Here is a 24371-nt window from a genome sequence, read left to right as displayed (position 1 = left end):
TCAAAGACCAGACAATGTGTGAGTGACCGCCAGTGTCCTGTTCGCAAGGTTAAATTTTCATCGTCCGTTCAGACGTAGTTTGGCCCTGGGTTCGTCCCTAGAGTGACCCTTGTCAGTAGAAAAGGAGCACATGATGGAGCTGCATTCGGGTCTTGATTACAGCGGCAAGGTGGTGCTGGTCACCGGTGGCACCAAGGGCATCGGCGCCGGTATCGCGCAGGGGTTCCTGGTCGCGAACGCACGGGTGATCGTCTGTGCCCGGCGCGAACCTGAACAGGTGCCGACGCAGGGTGGCAAGCGCGCGACCTTCATCGCCGCCGATGTGCGTGACCACGATTCCCTGCAACGCCTGTTCGCCACCATCGAGCGCGACTTCGGGCGCCTCGACGTGGTGGTCAACAACGCCGGCGGCAGCCCTTCCGCCGACGCAGCCACGGCTTCGCCCAGGTTTCATGAAAGCATCATCGGTCTGAACCTGATCGCGCCGCTCAACGTCGCCCAGCACGCCAACCGGCTGATGCAGGCACAGGCGCAGGGCGGTTGCATCGTGTTTATCGGCAGCATCAGTGCGCTGCGTTCCTCGCCAGGCACCGCCGCCTACGGCGCGGCCAAGGCCGGGGTGCTGGCGCTGGTGCAATCGCTGGCGGTGGAGTGGGGGCCCAAGGTGCGGGTGGTCACGGTCAGCCCGGGGCTGGTACAGACCGAGCAGTCGCATCTGCACTACGGCTCCGAGGCCGGTATCGCCGCCGTCGCGGCCGGCATTCCGGCCGCACGCATGGCGGTGGCCGAAGACATCGCCAACGCCTGTCTCTACATCGCATCGCCGCTGGCCAGTTACGCCAGCGGTTGCAACCTGTTGCTGCATGGCGGTGGTGAACGCCCGGCATTTCTCGGTGCCGCGCAGGTTCTGCCCACCTGATCGACCTATTGCGGCGACCGGGTTCGGTGGCCGCCTTCAATGTGAAGGAGACGACTTTGGCTGATCCACAATTGCTATCCAATGTGCGCGCCCTGGTGGGGCGCCAGTACGGCCGCGTGTATGCCTGGGACGAGGTCAATGCCCCGATGATTCGCCAGTGGTGCGAAGTCATGGGCGTGGACAACCCGCTATACACCGACGCGGGTTTTGCCTTGGGCACCGTCCATGAGGGCCTGATCGCTCCGCCTGCGATGTTGCAGGTGTGGACCATGGAAGGCCTGCACGCCAACAACTATCCACCTGGCTCCACCGACGAGAACCCTTACGAGGTACTCAAGGAAATGGAAGCCTACGGCTATGCCTCCACCGTGGCGGTGAACTCCGAGCTGAGCTTCACCCGCCCGGTGCGCCTGGGCGAAAAGCTCTACTACACCACGCGCCTGGATTCGGTTGGCGATGAAAAAACCACTGCCCTGGGCACCGGTTTCTTCGTCACCCTGGTCATGAGCCACTTCGTTGAAAAGCCTGGAGGAAAAGAGCCCGGCGGCGATGAGCCGGTGGGCCAGTTGTTGTTCCGCGTGTTCAAGTTCCGCGCGGCCAATGCCCAGGCACCTGCCAAGGTTGAGGCGGCACCGGCCAAGCCCAAGCGTCCGCTGCCGGGCATCAGCGACGACACGCGATTTTTCTGGGAAGGCTGCGAGAAGGGCCAGTTGCTGATCCAGCGCTGCACCGCGTGCCAAACCCTGCGCCATCCACCGGCTCCGGTGTGCATCCAGTGCCACAGCTTCGACTGGGACACCTTGCAGGCCAGCGGCCGCGCCAGCCTGTACTCGTTTGTGGTGATGCACTACCCCGAAGTCGCGCCGTTCGATTACCCCAACCCGATCGGCCTGATCGAGCTGGAGGAGGGCGTGCGCCTGATTGCCGGCCTGGTCGGTATCGAGCGCGAGCAACTACAGATCGGCCAGCGCTTGCAGGTCGAGTTCCAGACCTTCGATGACCAGTTGACGCTGCCTTTGTTCCGGCCGGTAGACGCGTAGGAGCCATTCACCATGGATTTCGAATTAAGTGAAGACCAGCGCGCCATTGCGCAAATGGCCGACGGCCTGTTTGTCGACCATTGCCATGACGACTACATGCGCCAATGGGACACCAGCGCCGAACCGATGATGGCGCCGCTGTGGAAGCTCTGCATCGAGACCGGGCTGCAGGCCCTGGCCATTCCCGAAGCATATGGCGGCAGCGGCCTGGGCATGACCGAGCTGATGCTGGTGTTGCAGGCTCAAGGCAAGGCCCTGGCCCAGGTGCCGTTGTGGCGCCATCAACTGGCGGCCGCGACCCTGGCCCGTTTTGACGCCAGCGACAGTGCGGGTTGGGTCGCCAAGGCGGCGTCCGGCGAGGTGCTGTTGAGCCTGTCAGTCGATGCGTTGAGCAGTGCGCTGGGCATTGAGCTGCAGGCACAGGCGACTGATGGGGGCTGGTTGATCAACGGCCGGGTCGCGGCCCTGTCCCTGGGTGATCAAGCCCAGGCTGCACTGGTACTGGTGCAGGTCGACGGCCAACCGCGCCTGCTGCTGTTGGACCTGTCAGCGCCTGAAATCCAACGGGTGTCGGCGGTGTTGACCCACGGCGAAGCGGTGGCCGACCTGCACATCGAGGGCTTGACCGTGAGCGGCGCAGCGCTGTTGCCCGCCGAGGCCGTTGCCTGGCTGGAACTGCGCAGCGTGGCGGCGCTGGCTGCCCTGCAACTGGGGGTCAGCGAAGAACAAATCCGCCGCACCGTGGCCTATGTCAGCGAGCGCCGGCAGTTCGAGCGCAGCATCGGCAGCTTTCAGGCCGTGCAGATGAGCATGGCCGACACCCATATCGCCGTCGAAGCCTTGCGCACGGTGCTGTGGCAACTGGCCTACCGCATCGATGCCGGCTTGCTGGCGCCCTCCGAAGCCCTGGCCACCGCGTGGATGGCCTGTGAAGCGGGGCACCGCATCGGCCATGTCGCACAACACGTGCATGGCGGGATCGGCGTCGACCTGACGTACCCGATCCACCGTTTTCTCTACTGGAGCCGCGGCCTGTGTCTTGCCCTGGGGGGTTCGGCAGCAAGCCTGGAACGCCTGGGCGACTGGCTCAACGATAACGACAAGCTGGGATGGAAATATGACCTCGAAGAACACCAAGCGCTTTGAAGACGTGCGCCCCGGCGAAGTACTGCCGGAGCTTGCCGTGCCAATCACGGTGACCCTGATCAACGGCGGGGCGATTGCCACCCGTGATTACTTCCCCGGCCACCACGACGCAGAGGCGGCCCGTGCCTTGGGTTCGCCCCACGTGTTCATGAACATCCTCACCACCAATGGGTTGGTGCAGCGGTTCATCGAGCAGTGGGCCGGGCCGCTGGCGCAATTCACCGCGCTGAAAATCAAGCTCGGCGCACCGAACTACCCCGGCGACTGCATGACCTTCAGCGGCAGCGTCACCGGTGTCGATGCGCACACCCGCTCGGTGGAAATCACCTTGAGCGGCAAAAATTCCATGGGCAACCACGTGACCGGCACGGTCGCGCTGGTCCTGCCCTGACAGCCGGAGAGACACAGATGACTGATTCATCGATTTCCGGGCGTGCCGCGATCGTTGGTCTAGGCGCAACCGAATTTTCCAAGAACTCCGGACGCACCGAATTGCGCCTGGCCCTGGAGGCCACCTTGAGTGCCCTCAAGGACGCCGGCATCGACCCGAGCGAGGTCGAGGGTTTCAGTTCCTATTCCGTGGACAAGGTCCCGGAATACGAAATTGCCCGTTTGCTCGGTTGCAAGGACGTGAAGTTTTTCTCGCAAGTACCCCACGGTGGCGGCGCGGCTTGCGGGCCGGTGATGCACGCGGCCATGGCAGTGGCGACCGGGATGGCGAAAGTGGTGGTGGTGTATCGCGCCATGAACGAACGCTCCTGGTATCGCTTCGGTACCGGTAACTACGGCTTCGCTTCGGCGCCGACCTTCGACAACGTCAACTACGGCTGGTACATGCCCCACGGCTTCCATACGCCGGCAGCCTGGGTCGGCATGTTTGCCCAGCGCTACATGCACACCTATGGCGCCACCAGCGAAGACTTCGGCCGGATCGCAGTGGCGGCGCGGGATTTTGCCGCCACCAACCCCCAGGCGTTTTTCCACGGCAAGCCGATCACCCTGGAAGAACACCAGGCCTCGCGCTGGATCTGCGAACCGCTGCACCTGCTCGATTGCTGCCAGGAATCCGATGGCGCCGTGGCGATGGTCATCACCTCGGCCGAGCGCGCCCGTGACCTGCGGCAGAAACCGGTGATCATCAAGGCCGGTTCCCAAGGCATCAGCCACGGCCAGCAGAGCATGACCTCGTTCTACCGTGATGACATCACCGGGCTGCCGGAAATGGGCGTGGTCGCGCGCGAGCTGTATCGCCAGTCAGGCCTGGGCCCGGAGTCTTTCCAGACCGCCGTGATCTACGACCACTTCACCCCCTTCGTATTGCCGCAGCTTGAAGAGTTCGGTTTTGCCAAGCGCGGCGAAGCCAAGGAATTCATCCGCGCCGGGCACCACGCCCGTGGCGGCAAACTGCCGATCAACACCCATGGCGGGCAATTGGGCGAAGCCTACATCCACGGCATGAACGGCATAGCCGAAGCGGTTCGTCAGGTGCGTGGCACGGCGGTCAACCAGGTGGCGGATGTGCAGAACGTGCTGGTCACCGCCGGCACCGGCGTACCCACCAGCGGCCTGATTCTCGGCGCAGCCTAAGGAGCAGCACATGTTCGTCGACCTCACTCCCGAACAACATGCCCTGCGCCACAAGGTGCGGGACTATTTCCAGGCCCTGATGACCCCGGACATGCGCGAGCAGTTGCGCGGCAAGGAAGGCGGCGAGCTGTTTCGCCAGACCATCCGCCAGATGGGGCGCGACGGCTGGCTGGCGGTCGGCTGGCCGAAGGCCCATGGCGGTCAAGGCTACGCCGCCACCGAACAGTTGATCTTCTTCGAAGAAGCCAACATCGCCGGGGCGCCGCTGCCGTTCGTGACCATCAGCACTGTCGGCCCGGCCTTGATGGCCCATGGCAGCGAGCTGCAGAAAGAGCGTTTTCTGCCAGGGATCGCCGCGGGCGAAATCATGTTCGCCATCGGTTATTCCGAACCCGACGCCGGTAGCGATCTGGCCGTGCTGAAAACCAGTGCCCGCCAGGACGATGAAGGCTTCGTGGTCAATGGCAACAAGTTGTGGACGTCGGGTGCCGAATCGGCCGACTTCGTCTGGCTGGCGGCCCGCACGGATCCGACCCAGGCGCGGCATAAAGGCATTTCGCTGTTGATCGTCGATACCACGACGCCGGGTTTCTCCCACACCCTGATTCCTACCACCAGCATTCCCACCACGGCCACCTACTACGACAACGTGCGGGTGCCCAGCGAGATGCTGGTGGGTGAGTTGCACGGTGGCTGGAGGCTGATTACCTCGCAACTGAACCACGAACGCCTCGGCCTGGGCACCTGGTCGGACAAGGTGGTGGCGCTGTTTCGCCGGGTTTACCTGTGGGCGCGGGCCCGCGATGAGCAGGGCCGTCGGGCGATGGACAAGGCCTGGGTGCGCAGTTCGCTGGCCGAGTGTTATGCACGTCTGGAAGCGATGCGCCTGATCAACATGCGTATCGCCGCCGACCTGGAGCACGAGCGCATGAACGTCGCGCTGAGTTCGACCACCAAAGTGTTCGGCTCGGAGTCGGCGATCGAGATCCTGCGCAAGCTGGCGGCGATCGTCGGGGCCAATGGCTCGATGCGCAGCGGCTCGGCGGCCGCCCTGTTGCAAGGTGATCTGGAATACGAGTTGCGCAGTTCGGTGACCCTGACCTTTGGCGGCGGCACCAATGAAATCCAGCGCGAGCTGATCGCCCAATTTGGCCTCGGCATGCCGCGTACCCAACGCTGAAGCTCGTCCATCAAAAACAAAAACCGTACTCGCCCCGAATCCGGGGCGAGTCGAAGGGGACTTTCATGAGCACTATCGAGCAATTTCGGCAGGACACTCGTGCCTGGCTGGAGGCCAATTGCCCGCTGTCGATGCGCACCGGCATGGCTGAAGGCGATGTGGTGTGGGGCAGTCAGAACCCGCAATTTCCCTGTGAAGACGCACGCCTGTGGTTCGAACGCATGCGCGACAAGCGCTGGTTCTGTCCCGAGTGGCCTGAGGAATATGGCGGCGCGGGCCTGAGTGACGAACAACTGTCGGTGCTGGAAAGCGAGATGCGTCGCATCAAGTGCCGCCCACCGCAAATCAACCTGGGCATCTGGATGCTCGGGCCGGTGTTGCTGGCGTTCGGCAGCGATGAGCAGAAACGCGATCTGTTGCCGCCGATCGCCCGCGGTGAAGTGCGCTGGTGCCAGGGCTTTTCCGAGCCGAACGCCGGTTCGGACCTGGCCAGCCTGAAGATGGCCGCGCGTGATGCCGGCGATCACTTCGTGGTCGATGGCAGCAAGATCTGGACCTCCTACGGCGACAAATCCGACTGGATGTATGCCTTGGTGCGCACCGACTTCAGCGCGCCTAAACACGAAGGCATCAGCCTGATCGTGCTGGACATGCGCAGCCCTGGCGTCACGCCACAGCCGATCGATTTGATCAGCGGCAAATCGGCGTTCTGCCAGGTGTTCTTCGATGGTGTGAAGGTGCCCAAGAGCCAGTTGATCGGACCGTTGAACGGTGGCTGGAACCTGGCCAAATACTTGTTGCAGCACGAACGCAAGGCGATGTCGAAATTCGGCGAGTTCAGCCTGCCGTCGCACTTCGATCTTCTGGCCTTGATGCGTGAATACGTGCCGGCGCCACAGACCATGAGTGAACACGCATTGCAGGCGCGGGCCACGGCCTGTGCGATGAACGAGCATGCCTACAACCTGACCGTGCAGCGCATGGGGGAAGAGGCGCGGGCCGGTGATGACATCGGCGGCCTGATGTCGATCATGAAGCTGGTGCACACCGAACAGGAGCGCGACAAGTTCGAAGTACTGCTCGACGCCATGGCCGGGCATGCCTTCGGCTGGGAGAGCACGGCATTCAGCGAGCAGCAACTGGCGGTGACCCGTGCCTGGCTCAACAGCTATGCGCTGACCATCTCGGGTGGGGCTTCGGAGATCCAGCTCAATGTCATCGCCAAGCGCGTGCTTGGTTTGCCTGAAGTGAAGAAGGTTGCCGTGAAAACAGGAGTACAGCCATGAGCCTGCGTTATAGCGATGAACAGCGTTTGCTGGCCGACAGCGCGCGGGACTTTCTCGCCGCCCGCAGCCCGGTCAGCGCCCAGCGTCGACTACGCGATGACGCGGTGGACCTGGGCTTCGATGCGCCGCTGTGGCACGACGCGGTCGAGCTGGGCTGGAGCGCAATTCCGTTTCCCGAAGACTTCGGCGGCCTGGATTTCGGCTGCAAGGGCCTGGGGCCGATCTTTGAATCCATGGGCCGCAACCTGTCGGCCTCGCCGCTGCTATCGAGTGTAGTGCTCGGCGGTTCGCTGCTGCACCTGGCAGGCAATCCGGCGCAACAGACGCACTGGTTGCAAGCGGTGATCGGGGGTGAACAGCGCCTGGCCCTGGCCGTGGACGAACGCTCGCGCCACGATCCGAGTCGCATTGCCCTTGAGGCGAAGGCTGAGGGGCAGGGCTATCGCTTGCACGGTGACAAATTCTGGGTGGTCGACGGCCTCGGTGCCGATGCCTATGTGGTGGCGGCGCGCACCTCCGGGCAGCCGGGCGACACGCAAGGCATCAGCCTGTTCCTGGTGCCGGCCGATACCCGGGGTTTGACCGTCAGCGCCTTGTCGCTGATCGATTCGCGCAACAGCGCACGCCTGCAACTGGATCAGGTGCTATTGGGCAGCGACGCGCTGCTGGGCACCCTGGGCGAGGGCTGGACGGCGCTGGAAACCGCGCTGGACCGGGGTCGCACCTGCCTGGCCGCGGAGCTGTTGGGGATGGCCGAGCAACTGTTCGAGACCACCCTGGAGTACCTCAAGACCCGTGTGCAGTTCGACACGCCGATTGGCACCTTCCAGGTCCTGCAACATCGCGCCGCGCAGATGTACATCGACCTGGCGCTGAGCCGCAGCGCCCTGATGGCCGCGCTGGCGACTCTGGATGACGCCAGCTTTGATGCCAAAGCACGCGCTCGCTTGGTCAGCCTGGCGAAATGGAAGACCGGCGACACGGCGATCAAGGTCGCCAACGAAGCGGTGCAGATGCACGGCGGCATTGGCGTCACCGACGAGCTGGATGTCGGCCTGTACCTCAAGCGTGTTCGCGTTGCACAGGGCTGCCTGGGCGACCGGGATTTCCATTGCGAACGCTATTTGGCCCACGCGTAGAACGTGTAGGAGCCAGGCTTGCCGGCGAACGGGACGCCGCAGTGTAACTGTTGAACCGCGTCATCGTTCGTTCGCGGGCAAGCCTCGCTCCTACAGGCGGGCGAGCCCGCTCCCACAGGTTTTTCGCTGTTCTGGAGAAAACACAGATGAGCATTGAACGCTGGCAAACCGCGTGGCGACAATTGATCGCCCCGGGTGCGCCGTTTGAAGTGGTGACGCCCGATGACGGCGCGCCACGCTATTTCCGTCACGCTGCGCACGACCTGCTGCAGGTGCTCGACGCCGGTCGTGTCCACGGCGACCGTGAGTTCCTGGTCTGGCAGTCGCAGCGCCTCACCTTCAATCAGTACTATGACCAGGTTGACCGCCTCGCCGAGCAGATGGTCGCTCGTTTTGGCCTGCAACCGGGCGAGCGGGTGGCGATTGCCATGCGCAACCAACCGGCGTGGCTGGTGGCCTTCGCCGCGATCTTGCGCTGTGGCGCGGTGTGTGTACCGCTCAACAGTTGGGGCCTGCGCGACGAGTTGCAGTACGCGCTGCAGGACAGCGGTTCGCGCCTGCTGCTGTGCGACGAAGCGCGCCTCGATACCCTGCGCGCAGATCTGGCCCGTGAGCAGCACGCCACGATTGTCGTCGGGAGCCAGGAAGGAACGTTGCCCGAGTACTGCCTGCGTTTCGAAGACTTGATCAGCGCCCCGGCATTACCGTTGCCTGTGCTGGACATCGATCCCGGCGCGCCGGCAATGATCCTCTACACCTCCGGCACCACCAGTCGCGCCAAGGGCGCAGTGTCCACTCACCGGGCCATCTGCCAGGCGCTGTTCGCACTGGATTTCCAGGGCGCGTTTTGCGCCATGAGTTCACCGGAACGCATCGGCGTGGTGATCAACAGTGGCTTCGCGCCAACCACGCTGGCGGCTGTTCCGCTGTTCCATGTCAGCGGCTTGCATGCGCAGTTCCTGTCGGCATTGCGCGGCGGTCGGCGCTTGATGCTGATGTACAAGTGGGATGTCGAACGGGCCATCGACCTGATTCGCGATGAGCGCTGCACGCAGTTCAACGGGGCACCGGTAATGATGCAGCAACTGCTCGCTTCGCCGCGCTTTGGCAGTGAGCATACCGCCAGCCTGTTTGGCTTGGGGTTGGGCGGTGGAGCTTCGTCCGCCGGGGTGCTCGACAACATGCTCAAGCTCAAGCCTGACGCCATTGGTGGCGCCGGCTACGGCCTGACCGAAAGCAACGGCATCGGCGCGGCGATTGGTGGCGATCAGTTTGTGTACAAGCCGGCAACGGCGGGCTGGGCGCTGCCGATCGTCGATATTCGCATCGGTGACAGCCCTGACCAGCCACAGTTGGCGAACACCCGCGGGGTGATCTGGCTGCGTTCGCCGACCCTGATGAGCGCCTATTGGAATCTGCCCGAGGCCACTGCGCAAAGCCTGCGCGACGGTTGGCTCGACACTGGCGATATCGGCTACCTGGACGACGAGGGCTTCCTCAGCATCACCGGGCGGGTCAAGGAGTTGATCAACCGCGGTGGCGAGAAGATTTCCGCGGCTGAAATCGAAACCTGCATCCTCGATATGCCCGGCGTTCTGGAGGCAGCGGCATTCGCCATCGCCGACCCGTTGCTGGGTGAGACGGTGGGGCTGGCCGTGCATGGCCAGGCATCGACGCTGCCCCAGGCGGCGCAAGTCTGCGCATTCATCGCCGAGCGCCTGGCCGCCTACAAGGTGCCAACGCAGGTCTATCGGGCACTCGAGCCCTTGCCACGCAATGCCACCGGCAAGGTGCTCAAGGCACAACTGCAAGAAAAGTTGGGCGCATAACGCCGCCTTAGTCTTTCCGGACGATGTCGGGGCCGGCAGAACACGAACAATAGGCCCATACCACAAAGCCTTATCAGCGTAGGAGGCATTACATGAAAATAACAAGAACAGGTCTCATGCTCGCGGTCGCAGTCACAGCCAATAGCGGGCTGATGGGTGCTGCGCACGCCGCAGTGACACCTCAGGAAGCCGCCAAACTGGGCAAGGAGCTGACCTGTGTCGGCGCCGAGCAAGCAGGCAACGCCGAGGGCACCATTCCGCCGTACACCGGCAAATACCTGGGTGAAGTGCCAGGCTGGAATCATGTGAAGTTCTCTGGCGACCAACCGGTTGATCCCTATGCGGCGGAGAAGCCGATCCTGGTGATCACTGCGCAGAACATGAGCCAGTACGAGTCGCACCTGACCGAAGGGCAGAAGACCCTGCTGAAGAAGTACCCGACCACCTACAAGATGAACATCTACCCCGGCCACCGGGATTTCCGCTACCCCGATTACGTTTGCCGCCGCGCGATGGACAATGCGCTGCATGCCAAGCTGGTCAACGACGGCGCGGGTTTCAACGGGATCGGCCAGATACCGTTCCCGATCCCCAAAAACGGCATGGAATTGCTGTGGAATCACCAATTGCCGGCACGTGCCTTCACCGAGGAAAAAACCTCCGACCTGGCGTCGGTCCTGCCCAACGGCAGCATTGGCTGGGGGCGTGCCTACGCGCGTAACCTGTCGCCGACCAACTCACCGACCGTTGACTCGACGGACGGCGATCTGATTTCGTCCTTCAGCAACAACATGACCCTGAAACCGGCTCGCGACAACGGTACCCTCAGCATTGCCCATGAACCCTACAACTTCGGCACCGGTACGCGTCAGGCCTGGTCCTACAGCCCGTCGACGCGCCGCGTCAGGCAGCTGCCAGGCTACGGTTTCGATCAGCCGATGATCGGTACCAACGGCACCATGACCGTCGACGAAGACCGCTTGTACAACGGCTCACCGGAGCGCTTCACCTGGAAACTGATCGGCAAGCGCGAAATCTACAGCCCGGCCAACGCGTTCAAGCCCAACACCGGGACCGTCAAGTACGCCGACATCCTGACGCCCAACCATCCCAACCCGGACTTCATGCGTTATGAGTTGCGTCGGGTGTGGGTCCTGGAGGCCGACTTGAAGGAAGGCTATCGCCATGTCTATGGCAAACGCGTGCTGTTCATCGACGAGGACACCTGGCACTCGGTCATGGCCGACAACTACGATGCCCGTGGGCAGCTGTGGAAACACGCCATGATCAACTACTACTACCACCCCGACATGAGCAGCTGGCAGGCCGGTTCGCAGTTCTTCATGGACCTGAACTCTGGCCAGTACACCGGCTACGGCATGACCAACGAAGCGAAGAAAGGGCCGATCCTCAACGAAGGAAAATTCACCCCCGACCAGTACACCGCCGATGCGGCGCGGGCTATCGGACGCTAAGACCAGGGTAATTGCAATAACAAAAAGCCCCATCGGTATCCGGTGGGGCTTTTTATCGTGAAGGGGCTGACATTTGTACCCGCCATGGACCTGCAGGAGCCAGGCTTGCCGGCGAACCGGGCGCTGCGGTGTATCTGTCACACCGCGTTATCGTTCTTCGCTGTAGGAGCCAGGCTTGCCGGCGAACCGGGCACTGCGGTGTATCTGTCGCACCGCGTTATCGTTCTTCGCTGTAGGAGCCAGGCTTGCCGGCGAACCGGGCACTGCGGTGCATCTGTCGCACCGCGTTATCGTTCTTCGCTGTAGGAGCCAGGCTTGCCGGCGAACCGGGCGCTGCGGTGTATCTGTTGCACCGCGTTATCGTTCTTCGCTGTAGGAGCCAGGCTTGCCGGCGAACCGGGCGCTGCGGTGTATCTGTTGCACCGCGTCATCGTTCTTCGCGGGCAAGCCTCGCTCCTACAGGCGAACCGGGCACTGCGGTGCATCTGTTGCACCGCGTCATCGTTCTTCGCGGGCAAGCCTCGCTCCTACAGGCGAACCGGGCACTGCGGTGCATCTGTTGCACCGTGTCATCGTTCTTCGCTGTAGGAGCCAGGCTTGCCGGCGAACCGAGCGCTGCGGTGCATCTGTTGCACCGTGTCATCGTTCTTCGCGGGCAAGCCTCGCTCCTACAGGCGAACCGGGCACTGCGGTGCATCTGTCGCACCGCGTTATCGTTCTTCGCGGGCAAGCCTCGCTCCTACAGGCGAACCGAGCGCTGCGGTGCATCTGTTGCACCGTGTCATCGTTCTTCGCGGGCAAGCCTCGCTCCTACAGGCGAACCGGGCACTGCGGTGTATCTGTCGCACCGCGTTATCGTTCTTCGCGGGCAAGTCGGGTCGCCGCACCGCTCGCTCCAGTGGTCTCGGCAGACACATCGGGAACCACAATTCACCCACTTTCTTCCTCCTAGGATCTAGCCTGAACTGACAGGCTCATGATCAAGGAGGATTACCCATGCCAACCATTCGCCATGCACACCGACTGCGCACCGGTCGCTATTCAGTGCCGGGTCAGGTCTACCTGGTTACATCCATTGTTCAGAACCGGGACCCCGTATTCACAGACTTTGAACTGGGTCGCCTCGTGGTTGATGCGTTGAGAAAAGCTCAGCAAGAAGAGCTAGCCCTTTCGCTGGCCTGGGTTGTCATGCCGGATCATCTTCATTGGCTGATCGAGCTCAAGGACAGCACGCTCACTTTCGTGATGGCGAGGACAAAATCTCGCATTACGTTCGCGTTGAATCGCTCGATCGGGCGTGATGGACCACTCTGGCAGCATGGCTTTCATGACCGGGCCATCCGCAGGGAGGAAGACCTGCAGGCCGTGGCGCGCTATATCGTCGCCAATCCGTTGAGGGCAGGGTTGGTCGAGAGAATCGGAGATTATCCGTTGTGGGATGCCGTGTGGCTGTAGGAGCCAGGCTTGCCGGCGAACCGGGCGCTGCGGTGTATCTGTCACACCGCGTTATCGTTCTTCGCTGTAGGAGCCAGGCTTGCCGGCGAACCGGGCACTGCGGTGTATCTGTCGCACCGCGTTATCGTTCTTCGCTGTAGGAGCCAGGCTTGCCGGCGAACCGGGCACTGCGGTGTATCTGTTGCTCCGCGTTATCGTTCTTCGCGGGCAAGCCTCGCTCCTACAGGCGAACCGGGCACTGCGGTGTATCTGTTGCTCCGCGTTATCGTTCTTCGCTGTAGGAGCCAGGCTTGCCGGCGAACCGGGCACTGCGGTGTATCTGTTGCTCCGCGTTATCGTTCTTCGCGGGCAAGCCTCGCTCCTACAGGCGAACCGGGCACTGCGGTGTATCTGTCGCACCGCGTTATCGTTCTTCGCGGGCAAGCCTCGCTCCTACAGGCGAACCGGGCACTGCGGTGTATCTGTCGCTCCGCGTTATCGTTCTTCGCTGTAGGAGCCAGGCTTGCCGGCGAACCGGGCACTTCGGTGTATCTGTTGCTCCGCGTTATCGTTCTTCGCGGGCAAGCCTCGCTCCTACAGGCGAACCGGGCACTGCGGTGTATCTGTCGCTCCGCGTTATCGTTCTTCGCTGTAGGAGCCAGGCTTGCCGGCGAACCGGGCACTTCGGTGTATCTGTCGCACCGCGTTATCGTTCTTCGCGGGCAAGCCTCGCTCCTACAGGCGAACCGGGCACTGCGGTGTATCTGTCGCTCCGCGTTATCGTTCTTCGCGGGCAAGCCTCGCTCCTACAGGCGAACCGAGCGCTGCGGTGTATCTGTTGCTCCGCGTTATCGTTCTTCGCGGGCAAGCCTCGCTCCTACAGCGAACCGGGCACTTCGGTGTATCTGTTGCTCCGCGTTATCGTTCTTCGCGGGCAAGCCTCGCTCCTACAGGCGAACCGGGCACTGGGGTGTATCTGTCGCACCGCGTTATCGTTCTTCGCGGGCAAGCCTCGCTCCTACAGGCGAACCGGGCGCTGCGGTGTATCTGTTGCACCGCGTTATCATTCTTCGCGGGCAAGTCGGAACGCCGCCCACTCCCTCCTACATCAACAAATGCCCCGTCAAGTCCCCGATCATCTCCAGGTGCGAATAATCACGAAAGCTGAACCGCCAAATCCCGCCGACACGCTCGAATTTATCAAAGTAGCGCCCGGCGGCGATGGGTTGCAGGGGCAGGGTGTCGGTGGCCTGAAGCACGGTGTAGCAGGAGCGAACCGTCGCGGTTCCCGCGGCTTCGTCGATGTCGATGATGGGGTTGCTGATGACGTGTCTGGTGCGGGGCGTGCCGCAGGGGTAGAGCTTGATTCGCTGTTGCCAGATGCCCAGCAGGGCTGTGTGATCAAGGAAGTCGCCCTGGCTTTGCACCTTGATGCGGGCATGACGAAACAGCTCGGCGGCCTCGACCAGTTGGCCGCTGTCCAGGCATTCGGCGTAACGGTAGAGCAGGTTGCTGATCTGTACGGCGCTGGTAGTCATGGTGATCCTCAAAAAAAACCGCTGGAACCTGACAAGGTTCCAGCGGCGCAGTGGTGTGGGGGAGAGGGTCAGGCAGTCACGGCCTGGTTCGGTGCGAGCAGCGGGGCGGGGCTCTTCATGTGGTGGCGGTAACGCGGCAGCGCCAGGGTCAGGAACACGCTGGCCAGCACCAGCATTGACACCGACGAAGCCAGGGCATAGCGCAGGGATTCACTGCCCAGGGTCGGCACGAAGAAGTCGCTGAGCATGCCTACAAACAGCGGCCCGACACCGACGCCCAGCAGGGTCATGGACATGACGAAAATCGCCGTGGCCTGGGCCAGTCGCGTGGCCGGGAACAGGTGGGTAATGGCGCTCAGGCACGGTGTTGCCCACCACACACCGAAGAAGGCGAAGGCGCTGTAGAACAGGAACGCCTGTGGCACCGCGATGCTGCCGATATGGAACGCCAAGCCCTGGGGCCAGAGGAAGTACGCCAGGGCGAAGGGGATGCTGATCAACGTGCCCAGTAGTGGCACGCCGATTTGCCAGCCGACATCGCGCCGCGCCATGCGGTCGGTGAGCATGCCGCACATCAGGGTGCCGACGGTCGCACCGGTACCGCCCACCACGCCCACCAGGAATCCGGCTTCTTGCAGGTTGAGGCCGTGGGAACGGATCAGGAAGCTCGGGCTCCAGGTGCCGATGGCGTAGCCGGCAATCGCCGCCGCACCGCCGGTGAGTACCAGCCACAGGAACGAGGGCATGCGAAACAGCTCGACGAGGGTCTTGAGCCAGCCATCCTGTTGCGCCGCGACGTTGCTCAGCGGCACTGCGCGCTTGGGCGCCCGCACGGTCAGCAGCAGAAGCAGGCCAAGGAAGATGCCGGGCGCGCCGATCAGCAAGAAGGCGTAGCGCCAACCGTGGTGCTGGGCGATCCAGCCGCCCAGGCCCAGGCCAACGATCGCCCCCAGGCTGGAACCGAGCATCAGCACCGACAGGGCAGTGGAACGGCGGTTCGCCGGGTACAAATCCGAGACCATGGCCACCGACGGCGCCGTACCGCCGGCCTCGCCAACGGCCACGCCGATCCGCGCCAGAACCAGGGTCAAAAAGCTGCCGGCCATGCCGCAGAGCATGGTCATCAGGCTCCAGGCAATGCAGCTGAAGGCGATCACCGGCTTGCGCCCGATGCGGTCCGACAGGCGCCCCAACGGGAAGCCGAACACGGTGTAGAACACGGCGAAGGTCACCCCCGACAGCAGGCCGATGCCGGTATCGGAAATGCCGAATTCGAGCTTCACCGGCTCGATCAGGATCGCCATCAACTGGCGGTCGATGTAGTTGAACACATAGATGCTGGCGAGCACGAACAGCGCGTAGTGCGTTCGCCATGTCACGGGGGATTGGTTCACTGCGGGTGCTCCCGGTTTTGTTCTAGTTGCCGCGATGTTCGGCTTGTCGCGGTTTTTTTTCATCGTCCGTTCAGACCATCTTTGCCGTTCCCGCAAGCGGTGTTTCAGATGCACCGCGTCGTCCTGTTCGCCGGCAAGCCTGGCTCCCACAAGCGGTGTTTCAGATGCACCGCGTCGTCCCGTTCGCCGGCAAGCCTGGCTCCTACGTGCGTACAAACGATGCGGTATCGGGATCGCCTTGTCGATAGCGAACCTAGTCTTGTCGGACGATGTTTCGCTCGCGTTCAACGTCAATCATTCAGCCCATATTCGCTGGCGTGTCAGTGCCTGCCCAAGCTGCGGCAAGCGATCCGACAGCCTGAAAACAAAAAAGCTGAGGAATTGAAATGAGCGTCTTGTTCGAGCCGGTCACCCTGGGCGAGCTGCAACTGGCCAACCGCATTGTCATGGCGCCCATGACCCGCAGCCGCGCCCTTGCCGATGCAGTACCCGGTAGCGAGATGGTCGAGTACTACCGTCAGCGTGCCAGTGCCGGGTTGATCGTGGCCGAGGGCACCGCGCCGTCCGCCAGCGGCCTGGGCTATTGCCGCACTCCGGCGATCTACAGCAGCGAGCAGATCGCCGGCTGGCAGCGGGTCACCGACGCCGTGCATGCCGAGGGCGGGTGCATCGTCCTGCAACTGATGCACGTCGGCCGCGCCGCCAGCCAACACAACAAACCGGCAGGCGCTGCGACGGTGGCACCTTCGGCGCTGCGTGCGCGAACCCAGGTGTTCAGTGACGCCGCGGGCCTGGTCGATACCGACGAGCCACAGGCGCTGAGCCTTCAGGGTATTGACGAGGCCATCGAAGACTATCGCCAGGCCGCATTGAATGCGCGCCTGGCAGGCTTCGACGGTGTCGAGCTGCACTGCACCAGCGGTTATCTGCCGATGCAATTCATGGCCTCTGGCAGCAATCAGCGCAACGATGCCTACGGCGGTGATGTGGCGGGGCGGGTGCGTTTTGCCAAGGAAGTGATCGAGGCCATGGCCAGCGCGATCGGCGCCGGACGCGTCGGCTTTCGCCTGTGCCCCGGCAATCCCTACAACGACATCGACGACCAGGATCCGGCTGCCACGGCGGCCGCCTTGTGTGAAGCCGTAGCGCCGTTGGACCTGGCTTACCTGCACATCATGCGCTCGCCATTGGCAGACCTCAATGCCTTCGCCCTGGCGCGTCAATACAGTCCTCATGCGTTGATTCTCAACGATGGTTTCGACGGTCCTTCGGCCAGTGCCGCTCTCGCGTCGGGCGAGGGGGCTGCCGTGTCGTTTGCTCGTCACTTTATTGCCAACCCCGATCTGGTGGATCGCTTGAAGCGTGGCCTCCCACTGAGCCGCTTCGACCGCAAGACCCTCTACACGCCGGGCTCGGCTGGCTACTCGGATTACCCCGCCTATCAAGCCAATGCCCAGGAGGTGGCGCAATGAACCTGAACGACTTGCCCAACGTCCCGCCGACCCACCCGGTTCCGCGGGAGCAGACACAGGCGCTGCTTGACCAGCGCGCTGCCGCTGCCGGGAAGATCAAGCCGGGCGATCTCTACACCCTGGCCGACCGCCTGGAACATCAGGCACATGAACAGGGTGAGCGCCCGTTCCTGATCTACGGCGAACAGACCCTGAGCTACTTTGAGGTCGATGCGCGGGCCAATCAGATGGCTCACACGTTTTATGCCAACGGCCTGCGCGCCGGCGATGTCTGTGCCCTGTCCATGGAAAACCGCCCGGCGTTTTTCTGCACCTGGTTCGGCCTGGTCAAGCTCGGGGTCGTGGTGGCGTTCATCAACACTCAGGTCAGCGGCCGCCCGCTGCTGCATGCGTTGCAAACCACCGATGCCAAGGCGTTGGTGATCGGCGAAGAATGCCTGGCCAATGTGCAGGCCACCGAAGGCTTTCCGGACCTGCCATGCTGGCTGATACGCGACGCGGAAAATCCCTGGACCGGACCGCTGCCCAAGGGCATCGACGGGCATTTCGATGCGCGCCTGGAGAAAGCTCCGCGCACGCCGTTTCCCCGCGATATCCGCGCACACATCGATGCCCAGACCCCAACCCTGCTGATTTTTACCTCGGGCACCACCGGCTTGCCCAAGGCGGCGCGCTACAGCCACATGCGCTGGATGTCCTCGGGCGATGTGATGGAAACCACCCTGCAAGCCACTTGCGAGGATGTGTTCTATTGCTGCCTGCCGCTGTACCACGGCGCCGCTGCCACGTCGGTGACCTCCACCGCGCTGCGGGTGGGTGCTGCCATCGTGGTGCGCCGCAAGTTCAGCGTGCGAGAGTTCTGGAAGGACGTCGCGCGTCATCAGATCAGCATCTTCCAGTATATCGGTGAGATCTGCCGCTACCTGCTCAATCAGCCGCTGCACGCGGGTGAGCGCGAGCACAGTCTGCGCTGCATGCTCGGCGCCGGGTTGTCACCGGACTCCTGGCAGCGCTGGCTGGAGCGCTTCGGTCCGATCCAGGTGTTCGAGGGTTGGGGCGCCACCGAGGCCAATACCACGGTGATCAACGTCGACAACTATTTCGGCTCTTGCGGCCGCGTGCCGGACTGGAACAAAACCAACCTGCGGCTGGTGCGGTACGACATCGAAAACGACTGTCACCCACGGGACGAAAACGGTTACTACCAAGTCTGCAAAGTGGGCGAGATCGGTGAGGCCATGGGCTTTATCGTCGATCACCCTGAGATCGGTGGCGGCCGTTTCGAGGGCTACACCTCAAGCGAGGCCACCGAGAGCAAAATCCGCCGCAATGTGTTTCGCGAGGGTGATGCCTACTGGAGCTCCGGCGACTTGCTGCGCGAGGACGCCGACGGTTACTGCTACTTCGTCGACCGCATCGGCGATACCTACCGCTGGAAGAGCGAGAACGTGTCGACCCAGGAAGTGGCGGACGCGCTGAGCGATCTGTCGGGCCTGGAGCTGATCAACATCTATGGCGTCCAGGTACCGGGCCATGAAGGACGCGCCGGCATGGCCGCGGTGCTGATGCAGGAGGGCCAGGCGTTCGATCCACGCGCGCTGTTCGCTCTGACTGAAGCACGTCTGCCGCGCTATGCAGCCCCGGTGTTTGTGCGGGTTACGCAATCGGCAGACCTGACAGCCAGCTTCAAGCTGCGCAAGTTCGATCTGCAACGCCAAGGCTACGGCCCGATGCGTTGCAGCGATCCGCTGTTTATCCGCGATGACCACGCCCGCACTTATGTGCCCTATTCGGTAGAGGCGCTGACGCGGGCCGGACTGACGCCTTTCGCGGTGCCCCACCATGACTGATCTCGACGACAACGGTCACGAACTGCGCGGCGGCCTGCGGTATCCATGGCCCCAGGCGCCTGATTCCGGGCAGGTGCGCGAAGTGGCGCCAGGTGTCTGGTGGTTGCGTATGCCGCTGCCGTTTCGCCTGGACCACATCAACCTCTATCTGCTGCGCCACACCGACGGTTGGGTGGTGGTGGACACCGGCATGAACACCGAGCAGACCCGCGAAGTCTGGGACCGGGTACTGAATGAAGTGTGTGCCGGCCTGCCGCTGCTGGCAGTGGTCTGCACCCACTTTCACTCCGATCATGCCGGGGTGGCCGCATGGCTTTCGGAGCGCTTTCAATGCCCGGTGCACATGACCGCCAGCGAGTTCCAGTCGCTGCACCTCAAGTTTCCCGCCGGTCAACCACCGGGCTGGGACTTCCTCGACTTCTACCGCAAGGCAGGCGTGGTTGACGAGCAAAGCACCGAGATGTTCGCGGTGATGAGCAATGCCCATTTTCTGCCCGCGCCGCTGAACCATTACCGCCGTTTGCGCGAGGGCAGCCTCCTGAGTATCGGTGGCCGCACCTGGCAGGTGGTCATCGGCCGCGGCCACTCGCCGGAACATGCCTGTCTGTACGCCGCCGATGACGGCTTGCTGATCTCCGGCGACCAGGTGCTGCCGCGCATCACCTCCACCGTCGGCGTGCATGCCACGGAGCCGTTGGCCAACCCGCTGCGCGACTGGCTCGATTCCATCGAGCATTTGCGCAGCTTGCCCGACAGCGTGCTGGTGCTGCCGGCGCACGAGCGGCCGTTCTTCAATTTGCATCAGCGCCTGGATCAGCTGGACGCCCATCACCGGGGGCATCTGGCGCAGATGCTGGCCAACTGTGACGAGCCGCGCACCGTGCTCGAGCTGATGGCCGTGTTGTTTCCCAAGTTGTCGGGTCGTTTCGACGAACTGATGGCGCTGGGCGAAACGTTGGCCCATGCCAACTACCTGGTGGCCGAAGGGTCGCTGGAGCGGGAAGAGGACCGGGGGCTGTATCGCTACCGGCGTGCTGTAAGGGGAGCGTGCGCGGTTACACCGCTCAACGTGTTTTGAGCGGATGGCACGGCAGCAGTGTTGAACATTCCAGGCAGCCAACCGGTTGCCCTTGAGGAGAATCAGTGTGATCAACAAAAACAACAATAACTCTAAGGTCATGGTTTCGAGCGCATTTCAGGTCAGCGGCCTGGCGGCGGCGATTGCGCTGGTGTCCACGCCGGTATGGGCCGGTGAAACCTTCGAGTTCGACAACGGCGCGACCATCGACTGGTCGGTGACTACCAGTTACGGCATTGGTGTGCGCACTGGCAGTCAGAGCGATCGCTTGCTGACGGTCAACGCCGACGATGCCAACCGCAACTTCGATAGTGGCAGCCTCACCACCAACCGCGTGGGCGCGCTGGCGGAAATGATCCTGCGTAAGGACAACTACGGCGCCGTGGTGCGCGGCAGTACCTTCTACGACGACGTCTACCACAGCGGAAACGATAACGATTCGCCCGCCACCGTGAACAAAAGCGGCAGCAACGACGAGTTCACCAGTGACACCCGCTACTACAGCGGCGGTCGCAGCAAACTGCTCGATGCCTATGTGTTCAGCGGCTGGCGCTTTGACAACGACACCATGCTGGACGTCAAGGCCGGGCGGCACATCGAATCCTGGGGCGAGAGTCTGTTCTACCCGGGTGTGAACGGCGTACAAAACCCGTCTGACGCGGTAAAAGCGTCCCAGCCGGGTGTCGAGGTCAAGGAAATACTCTTGCCGGTGGGCCAGTTCTCCGGCTCGTTCCGACTGAACCCCCAGCTGACCTTCGGTGCATACGTGCAATACGAATGGAAGGGCACCGAACTGCCGCCGGTGGGTAGCTACCTGTCGAGCAGCGACGTGGTTGGACCCGGTCGCGAGTTCATCTACGCCAACGGCCAGAAGATCGCTTACCGTGGTACCGACGAACCGCGCGATAGCGGCCAGTGGGGCGTGCAGATGCGCTACCGCCCGGTACCGGCCATCGAGCTGTCGCTGTTCCACGTCAACTACCACGACAAGAACCCGGCCACCGCCCTGGTCGGCTACAACCCGCTGCCAGTGGGCGGTGGCCTCAACGCCTTCGTCAGCAATGGTTACCGGATCAAGTACTTCGAAGACATCAAGCTGACCGGCATCAGCGCCTCGACCAAGATCGGCGACACCCAGGTCGGCGCCGAATGGTCGTACCGCGACGGTGCGCCGGTGATGGTCAATACCGGCCTTGGCGCGGTGCCGGCCAAAGGCAAGGGCCAGCAAATGCAGTTGTCGGCGATCCGTATCCTGGGCAACCGTCCCTGGGCCAGCCAGACGAGCCTGACTGCCGAAATCATTCGCGTGCAGGTCGACAGCGTCGACTCCGCTTCGGCGGCGCCCAACCTGCAAGGCGTGAACCTGTTGCCTTCCCTGGCACCTCTAGTGGCGTCTTCCGATGACTATACCTACAGCACAGCCGCGGGCTTTCGCACCAAGTCTTCCAGCGCCTACACCGTGGGCGCATCGTTCAGTTATCCGGGAGTTTTCCAGGGCTGGGATCTGGAAGTCCCCTTCAGTTTCTCCAACGTCTTCAGCGGCTCCACGCCCATGGCCGGCAGCATCTCCGGCGTCGCCGGCGATCGACGCCTGAGCGCGGGCACGACCTTCAAGTACCTGGGCAACCTGGAACTCGGCTTGAAGTACATCAGCTACCTGGGTGACGCGGACCCGGTCAACCGTCCGTTCGCCGACCGCGACTACGCCACGTTCTCGATGAAATACACCTTCTGATCGACTTCGCAAGCTCCGGGGCGTCTGACGTGCCCGGACCTTCAACACAACCTGGAAATCGCCGCAGCGTAACGCTTCGGCATGGAGGCACTATGGGGCTCAAAGGGCATGCGGCCATTGTTGGCACCGCACAATACAAACCGGAAAAATACGCGACCGCGCCCAAGATGTTCCACCTTGAGCAAGTCGCCGACCTGGCGGCCCAGGCCCTGCGCGATGCCGGGCTCAAGGCCTCGGACCTCGATGGGCTGGTGATCAACGGCCCGCATTTTCATGAAGCCTCGGTGTTCGTACCGGCGATGGCCGCCGAGTACCTGGGCCTGCGCCTGAACTTCGCCGAAGTGGTCGACCTGGGCGGCTGCACGTCGGTGGGCATGGTCTGGCGCGCGGCCGCGGCCATCGAACTGGGGCTGTGCCAGGCTGTGCTGTGCGTCATCCCGGCACGCATGGCGCCGTTGGGCCCTGACGAGGACCCCGGCTGGATGGCCCGGTCCATGCGTTTCGGTGGACACAGCACCGCGTTCGGCGCGCCCGAAGCCGAGTTTGACCTGCCTTACGGGCACATGGGCCAGAACACCGGCTACGCGATGATCGCCCAGCGTTACGCCGCACAATACGACTACGACCAACGGGCGATGGCCAAGATCGCCGTCGATCAGCGCACCAACGCCCTGGCCAATCCGCAAGCGATGTTCTACGGCCAGCCGTTGACCATCGAACAGGTCCTGGCCAGCAAAATGGTCGCCGACCCGTTGCACGTCCTGGAAATCGTCATGCCGGTGGCCGGTGGCGCCGCGATGATCATCACCAACAAGGAAGTGGCGGCACGGTCCCGCAAGCGTCCGGCCTTCATTACCGGGTTTGGCGAACACCTGGCGTTCAAGTCGCCGTCCTATGCCGAAGACATGCTGAACACGCCGATTGGTCCGGCTTCCCAGCGGGCCTTTGCCATGGCGGGGCTCAAGCCCAAGGACGTCGATGCCGCGCAGATCTACGACTGCTACACCATCACCACCTTGCTGACCCTGGAAGATGCCGGTTTCTGTGGCAAGGGCGAGGGCATGGCGTTCGTGCGCGAACACGACCTGACCTGGCGTGGCGATTTCCCGATGAACACCCATGGCGGGCAACTCAGTTTCGGTCAGTCGGCCTCGGCCGGTGGCATGAGCCAGGTGATCGAGGCGGTGACGCAGATCGCCGGCACTGCCGGTGAGCGTCAACTGGGGCGCTGTGACAGCGTCTACGTCTCCGGCACCGGCGGCGTGATGAGCGAGCAGGGCGCATTGATACTTCAGGGAGCATAAGCACATGTCCAACAACAAACCGATGCCGGTCGCGACGCAGATTTCCGCACCGTTCTGGGAGGGCCTGAAGGCTCGCCGCCTGTTGATCCAGCAATGCAACGCCTGTGCGCACTGGAACTTCTACCCGCGCCGACATTGCACGGTGTGCCTGGAACATGACCTGGCCTGGCGCGAAGTCGACGGCACCGCGACGCTGTACAGCTACACCGTGACGCGCATTGCCACCTTGCCCGATTTTATCGATGAAATGCCGCAGAAACTGGCGGTGGTCGAGTTGGCCCAAGGGGTGCGCATCAATACCAACCTGGTGGGCCTTGATGAAGCCGAAATCCGCATCGGCATGCCATTGCAGCCGGTGTTCGCCGAAGTCGACGCCAAGGGTAACCGCCTGCTGCGTTTTACCGGGGTGGACAAGAATGCGGCGAGCCTTGAATCGCTGCCCGCGCTGGACAGCGAGCCGGCGCCTGTCGCGTCGCAGCAATCGCCCGTCCGGCAGATCGACCTCAACGATGGGCCGGCCTTGCAGGCCCTGGTCAGCGAGCAGTTCAGCGACTGGAGCAACGTGGTGCTGGTCGATCAGGCCCTGATCGACGCCTTTGCCCAGTTGTCGGGCGATGATTACTGGATCCATACCGATCCGGAGCGGGCGCGCCTGCAAAGCCCGTTCGGCGGCACCATTGCCCATGGCGCGCTGGTCCAGGTGCTGCAGTCGCGGATGAAACTGGCGCTGGGCTTCGAGATCAGCGGCTACACCACCCAGATCAACTACGGCTCCGATCGCTTGCGCTTCCCGGCGCCAGTGCCGGCCGGCTCGCGGATCTATTCGCGGGCCCGGGTGAAAAAAGTCGAGGTATCGGTGCGCGGCACCCAACTGACCCTGGAACTCAATATCCATGTCGTGGGCCAGGACCGGCCGTCGGTGATCAACGAACTGGTGATCCTCTACATCGCCTGATCGCCCCGCC

19 protein-coding genes are annotated in these 24371 nt (G+C 63.0%); 17 read left to right on the top strand and 2 right to left on the bottom strand.

What is annotated here, in order from left to right; genetic code table 11:
• The first annotated feature begins 133 nt into the window (after nucleotides 1-133).
• The 11 genes from ACA067_RS18620 to ACA067_RS18570 all read left to right on the top strand — a co-directional run bounded on the left by ACA067_RS18620 (nucleotide 134) and on the right by ACA067_RS18570 (nucleotide 13056).
• The gene (locus ACA067_RS18620; protein WP_497457918.1) at nucleotides 134-919 is read left to right on the top strand and encodes an SDR family oxidoreductase; all 786 of its coding nucleotides are present in this window, start codon (nucleotides 134-136) and stop codon (nucleotides 917-919) included.
• A gap of 56 nt (nucleotides 920-975) precedes the next feature.
• Nucleotides 976-1959 (top strand): bifunctional MaoC family dehydratase N-terminal/OB-fold nucleic acid binding domain-containing protein, encoded by a 984-nt coding sequence (locus ACA067_RS18615; protein ID WP_497457917.1) that lies wholly within the window; start codon nucleotides 976-978, stop codon nucleotides 1957-1959.
• A gap of 12 nt (nucleotides 1960-1971) precedes the next feature.
• Entirely contained in the window at nucleotides 1972-3105 is a 1134-nt protein-coding gene (locus ACA067_RS18610) for an acyl-CoA dehydrogenase family protein (protein WP_497457916.1), read from the top strand.
• Nucleotides 3077-3496, top strand: a complete 420-nt coding sequence (locus ACA067_RS18605) for a MaoC family dehydratase (protein WP_064677290.1) — start codon at nucleotides 3077-3079, stop codon at nucleotides 3494-3496. The genes ACA067_RS18610 and ACA067_RS18605 overlap by 29 nt, the downstream gene beginning before the upstream one ends.
• Before the next feature lie 17 nt (nucleotides 3497-3513).
• Nucleotides 3514-4692 (top strand): lipid-transfer protein, encoded by a 1179-nt coding sequence (locus ACA067_RS18600; protein WP_497457915.1) that lies wholly within the window; start codon nucleotides 3514-3516, stop codon nucleotides 4690-4692.
• A 10-nt stretch (nucleotides 4693-4702) separates the two neighbouring features.
• Nucleotides 4703-5872: an acyl-CoA dehydrogenase family protein gene (locus ACA067_RS18595; protein ID WP_497457914.1), complete on the top strand. Its 1170-nt coding sequence runs from the start codon at nucleotides 4703-4705 to the stop codon at nucleotides 5870-5872.
• 65 nt (nucleotides 5873-5937) lie between these two features.
• On the top strand, nucleotides 5938-7158 hold the full coding sequence (locus ACA067_RS18590; protein ID WP_497457913.1) for an acyl-CoA dehydrogenase family protein: 1221 nt from the start codon (nucleotides 5938-5940) through the stop codon (nucleotides 7156-7158).
• Nucleotides 7155-8297: an acyl-CoA dehydrogenase family protein gene (locus ACA067_RS18585; RefSeq protein WP_497457912.1), complete on the top strand. Its 1143-nt coding sequence runs from the start codon at nucleotides 7155-7157 to the stop codon at nucleotides 8295-8297. Before ACA067_RS18590 ends, ACA067_RS18585 begins: the two co-directional genes overlap by 4 nt.
• 146 nt (nucleotides 8298-8443) lie before the next feature.
• The gene (locus ACA067_RS18580) at nucleotides 8444-10126 is read left to right on the top strand and encodes a class I adenylate-forming enzyme family protein (protein WP_497457911.1); all 1683 of its coding nucleotides are present in this window, start codon (nucleotides 8444-8446) and stop codon (nucleotides 10124-10126) included.
• Between the two features lie 92 nt (nucleotides 10127-10218).
• Nucleotides 10219-11601, top strand: coding sequence for a DUF1329 domain-containing protein (locus tag ACA067_RS18575; protein ID WP_497457910.1), 1383 nt, complete (start codon nucleotides 10219-10221; stop codon nucleotides 11599-11601).
• Between the two features lie 996 nt (nucleotides 11602-12597).
• Nucleotides 12598-13056, top strand: coding sequence for an REP-associated tyrosine transposase (locus ACA067_RS18570; RefSeq protein WP_497457909.1), 459 nt, complete (start codon nucleotides 12598-12600; stop codon nucleotides 13054-13056).
• Nucleotides 13057-14138: 1082 nt separating this feature from the next.
• Here the strand turns inward: ACA067_RS18570 and ACA067_RS18565 are convergent.
• Nucleotides 14139-14573 carry a nuclear transport factor 2 family protein gene (locus ACA067_RS18565; RefSeq protein ID WP_497457908.1) on the bottom strand — a complete coding sequence of 145 codons (435 nt, stop codon included), beginning with the start codon at nucleotides 14571-14573 and terminating at the stop codon, nucleotides 14139-14141.
• 68 nt (nucleotides 14574-14641) lie between these two features.
• A complete protein-coding gene (locus ACA067_RS18560) occupies nucleotides 14642-15967 on the bottom strand; it encodes a spinster family MFS transporter (RefSeq protein ID WP_497457907.1) in 1326 nt (441 codons plus the stop codon).
• Nucleotides 15968-16353: 386 nt separating this feature from the next.
• Between ACA067_RS18560 and ACA067_RS18555 the strand changes: the two genes are divergently transcribed.
• The 6 genes from ACA067_RS18555 (at nucleotide 16354) to ACA067_RS18530 (ending at nucleotide 24361) form a co-directional block, all read left to right on the top strand.
• On the top strand, nucleotides 16354-17439 hold the full coding sequence (locus tag ACA067_RS18555; RefSeq protein ID WP_497457906.1) for an alkene reductase: 1086 nt from the start codon (nucleotides 16354-16356) through the stop codon (nucleotides 17437-17439).
• Entirely contained in the window at nucleotides 17436-19289 is a 1854-nt protein-coding gene (locus ACA067_RS18550; protein ID WP_497457905.1) for a long-chain-acyl-CoA synthetase, read from the top strand. The genes ACA067_RS18555 and ACA067_RS18550 overlap by 4 nt, the downstream gene beginning before the upstream one ends.
• Nucleotides 19282-20367, top strand: coding sequence for an MBL fold metallo-hydrolase (locus tag ACA067_RS18545; RefSeq protein WP_497457904.1), 1086 nt, complete (start codon nucleotides 19282-19284; stop codon nucleotides 20365-20367). The genes ACA067_RS18550 and ACA067_RS18545 overlap by 8 nt, the downstream gene beginning before the upstream one ends.
• A 67-nt stretch (nucleotides 20368-20434) precedes the next feature.
• Nucleotides 20435-22102, top strand: coding sequence for a DUF1302 domain-containing protein (locus ACA067_RS18540; protein WP_497457903.1), 1668 nt, complete (start codon nucleotides 20435-20437; stop codon nucleotides 22100-22102).
• Between the two features lie 92 nt (nucleotides 22103-22194).
• Nucleotides 22195-23406, top strand: coding sequence for a thiolase family protein (locus ACA067_RS18535; protein WP_307343984.1), 1212 nt, complete (start codon nucleotides 22195-22197; stop codon nucleotides 23404-23406).
• Nucleotides 23407-23410: 4 nt separating this feature from the next.
• Entirely contained in the window at nucleotides 23411-24361 is a 951-nt protein-coding gene (locus tag ACA067_RS18530; protein WP_497457902.1) for a bifunctional OB-fold nucleic acid binding domain-containing protein/MaoC family dehydratase, read from the top strand.
• Nucleotides 24362-24371: the final 10 nt, after the last annotated feature.

The organism is Pseudomonas sp. LBUM1674 (assembly GCF_059695635.1).
The sequence above is the reverse complement of the archived record's forward strand: the minus strand, read 5'-3'. Positions and strand labels throughout refer to the sequence as shown.

Bases quoted from the DNA above. Each gene is read 5' to 3' on its own strand.
- ACA067_RS18580 (WP_497457911.1), top strand. From the start codon at position 8,444: ATGAGCATTGAACGCTGGCAAACCGCGTGGCGACAATTGATCGCCCCG.
- ACA067_RS18620 (WP_497457918.1), top strand. From the start codon at position 134: ATGGAGCTGCATTCGGGTCTTGATTACAGCGGCAAGGTGGTGCTGGTC.
- ACA067_RS18590 (WP_497457913.1), top strand. From the start codon at position 5,938: ATGAGCACTATCGAGCAATTTCGGCAGGACACTCGTGCCTGGCTGGAG.
- ACA067_RS18550 (WP_497457905.1), top strand. From the start codon at position 17,436: ATGAACCTGAACGACTTGCCCAACGTCCCGCCGACCCACCCGGTTCCG.
- ACA067_RS18575 (WP_497457910.1), top strand. From the start codon at position 10,219: ATGAAAATAACAAGAACAGGTCTCATGCTCGCGGTCGCAGTCACAGCC.
- ACA067_RS18585 (WP_497457912.1), top strand. From the start codon at position 7,155: ATGAGCCTGCGTTATAGCGATGAACAGCGTTTGCTGGCCGACAGCGCG.
- ACA067_RS18530 (WP_497457902.1), top strand. From the start codon at position 23,411: ATGTCCAACAACAAACCGATGCCGGTCGCGACGCAGATTTCCGCACCG.
- ACA067_RS18565 (WP_497457908.1), bottom strand. From the start codon at position 14,573: ATGACTACCAGCGCCGTACAGATCAGCAACCTGCTCTACCGTTACGCC.
- ACA067_RS18605 (WP_064677290.1), top strand. From the start codon at position 3,077: ATGACCTCGAAGAACACCAAGCGCTTTGAAGACGTGCGCCCCGGCGAA.
- ACA067_RS18600 (WP_497457915.1), top strand. From the start codon at position 3,514: ATGACTGATTCATCGATTTCCGGGCGTGCCGCGATCGTTGGTCTAGGC.
- ACA067_RS18570 (WP_497457909.1), top strand. From the start codon at position 12,598: ATGCCAACCATTCGCCATGCACACCGACTGCGCACCGGTCGCTATTCA.
- ACA067_RS18535 (WP_307343984.1), top strand. From the start codon at position 22,195: ATGGGGCTCAAAGGGCATGCGGCCATTGTTGGCACCGCACAATACAAA.
- ACA067_RS18545 (WP_497457904.1), top strand. From the start codon at position 19,282: ATGACTGATCTCGACGACAACGGTCACGAACTGCGCGGCGGCCTGCGG.
- ACA067_RS18555 (WP_497457906.1), top strand. From the start codon at position 16,354: ATGAGCGTCTTGTTCGAGCCGGTCACCCTGGGCGAGCTGCAACTGGCC.
- ACA067_RS18595 (WP_497457914.1), top strand. From the start codon at position 4,703: ATGTTCGTCGACCTCACTCCCGAACAACATGCCCTGCGCCACAAGGTG.
- ACA067_RS18610 (WP_497457916.1), top strand. From the start codon at position 1,972: ATGGATTTCGAATTAAGTGAAGACCAGCGCGCCATTGCGCAAATGGCC.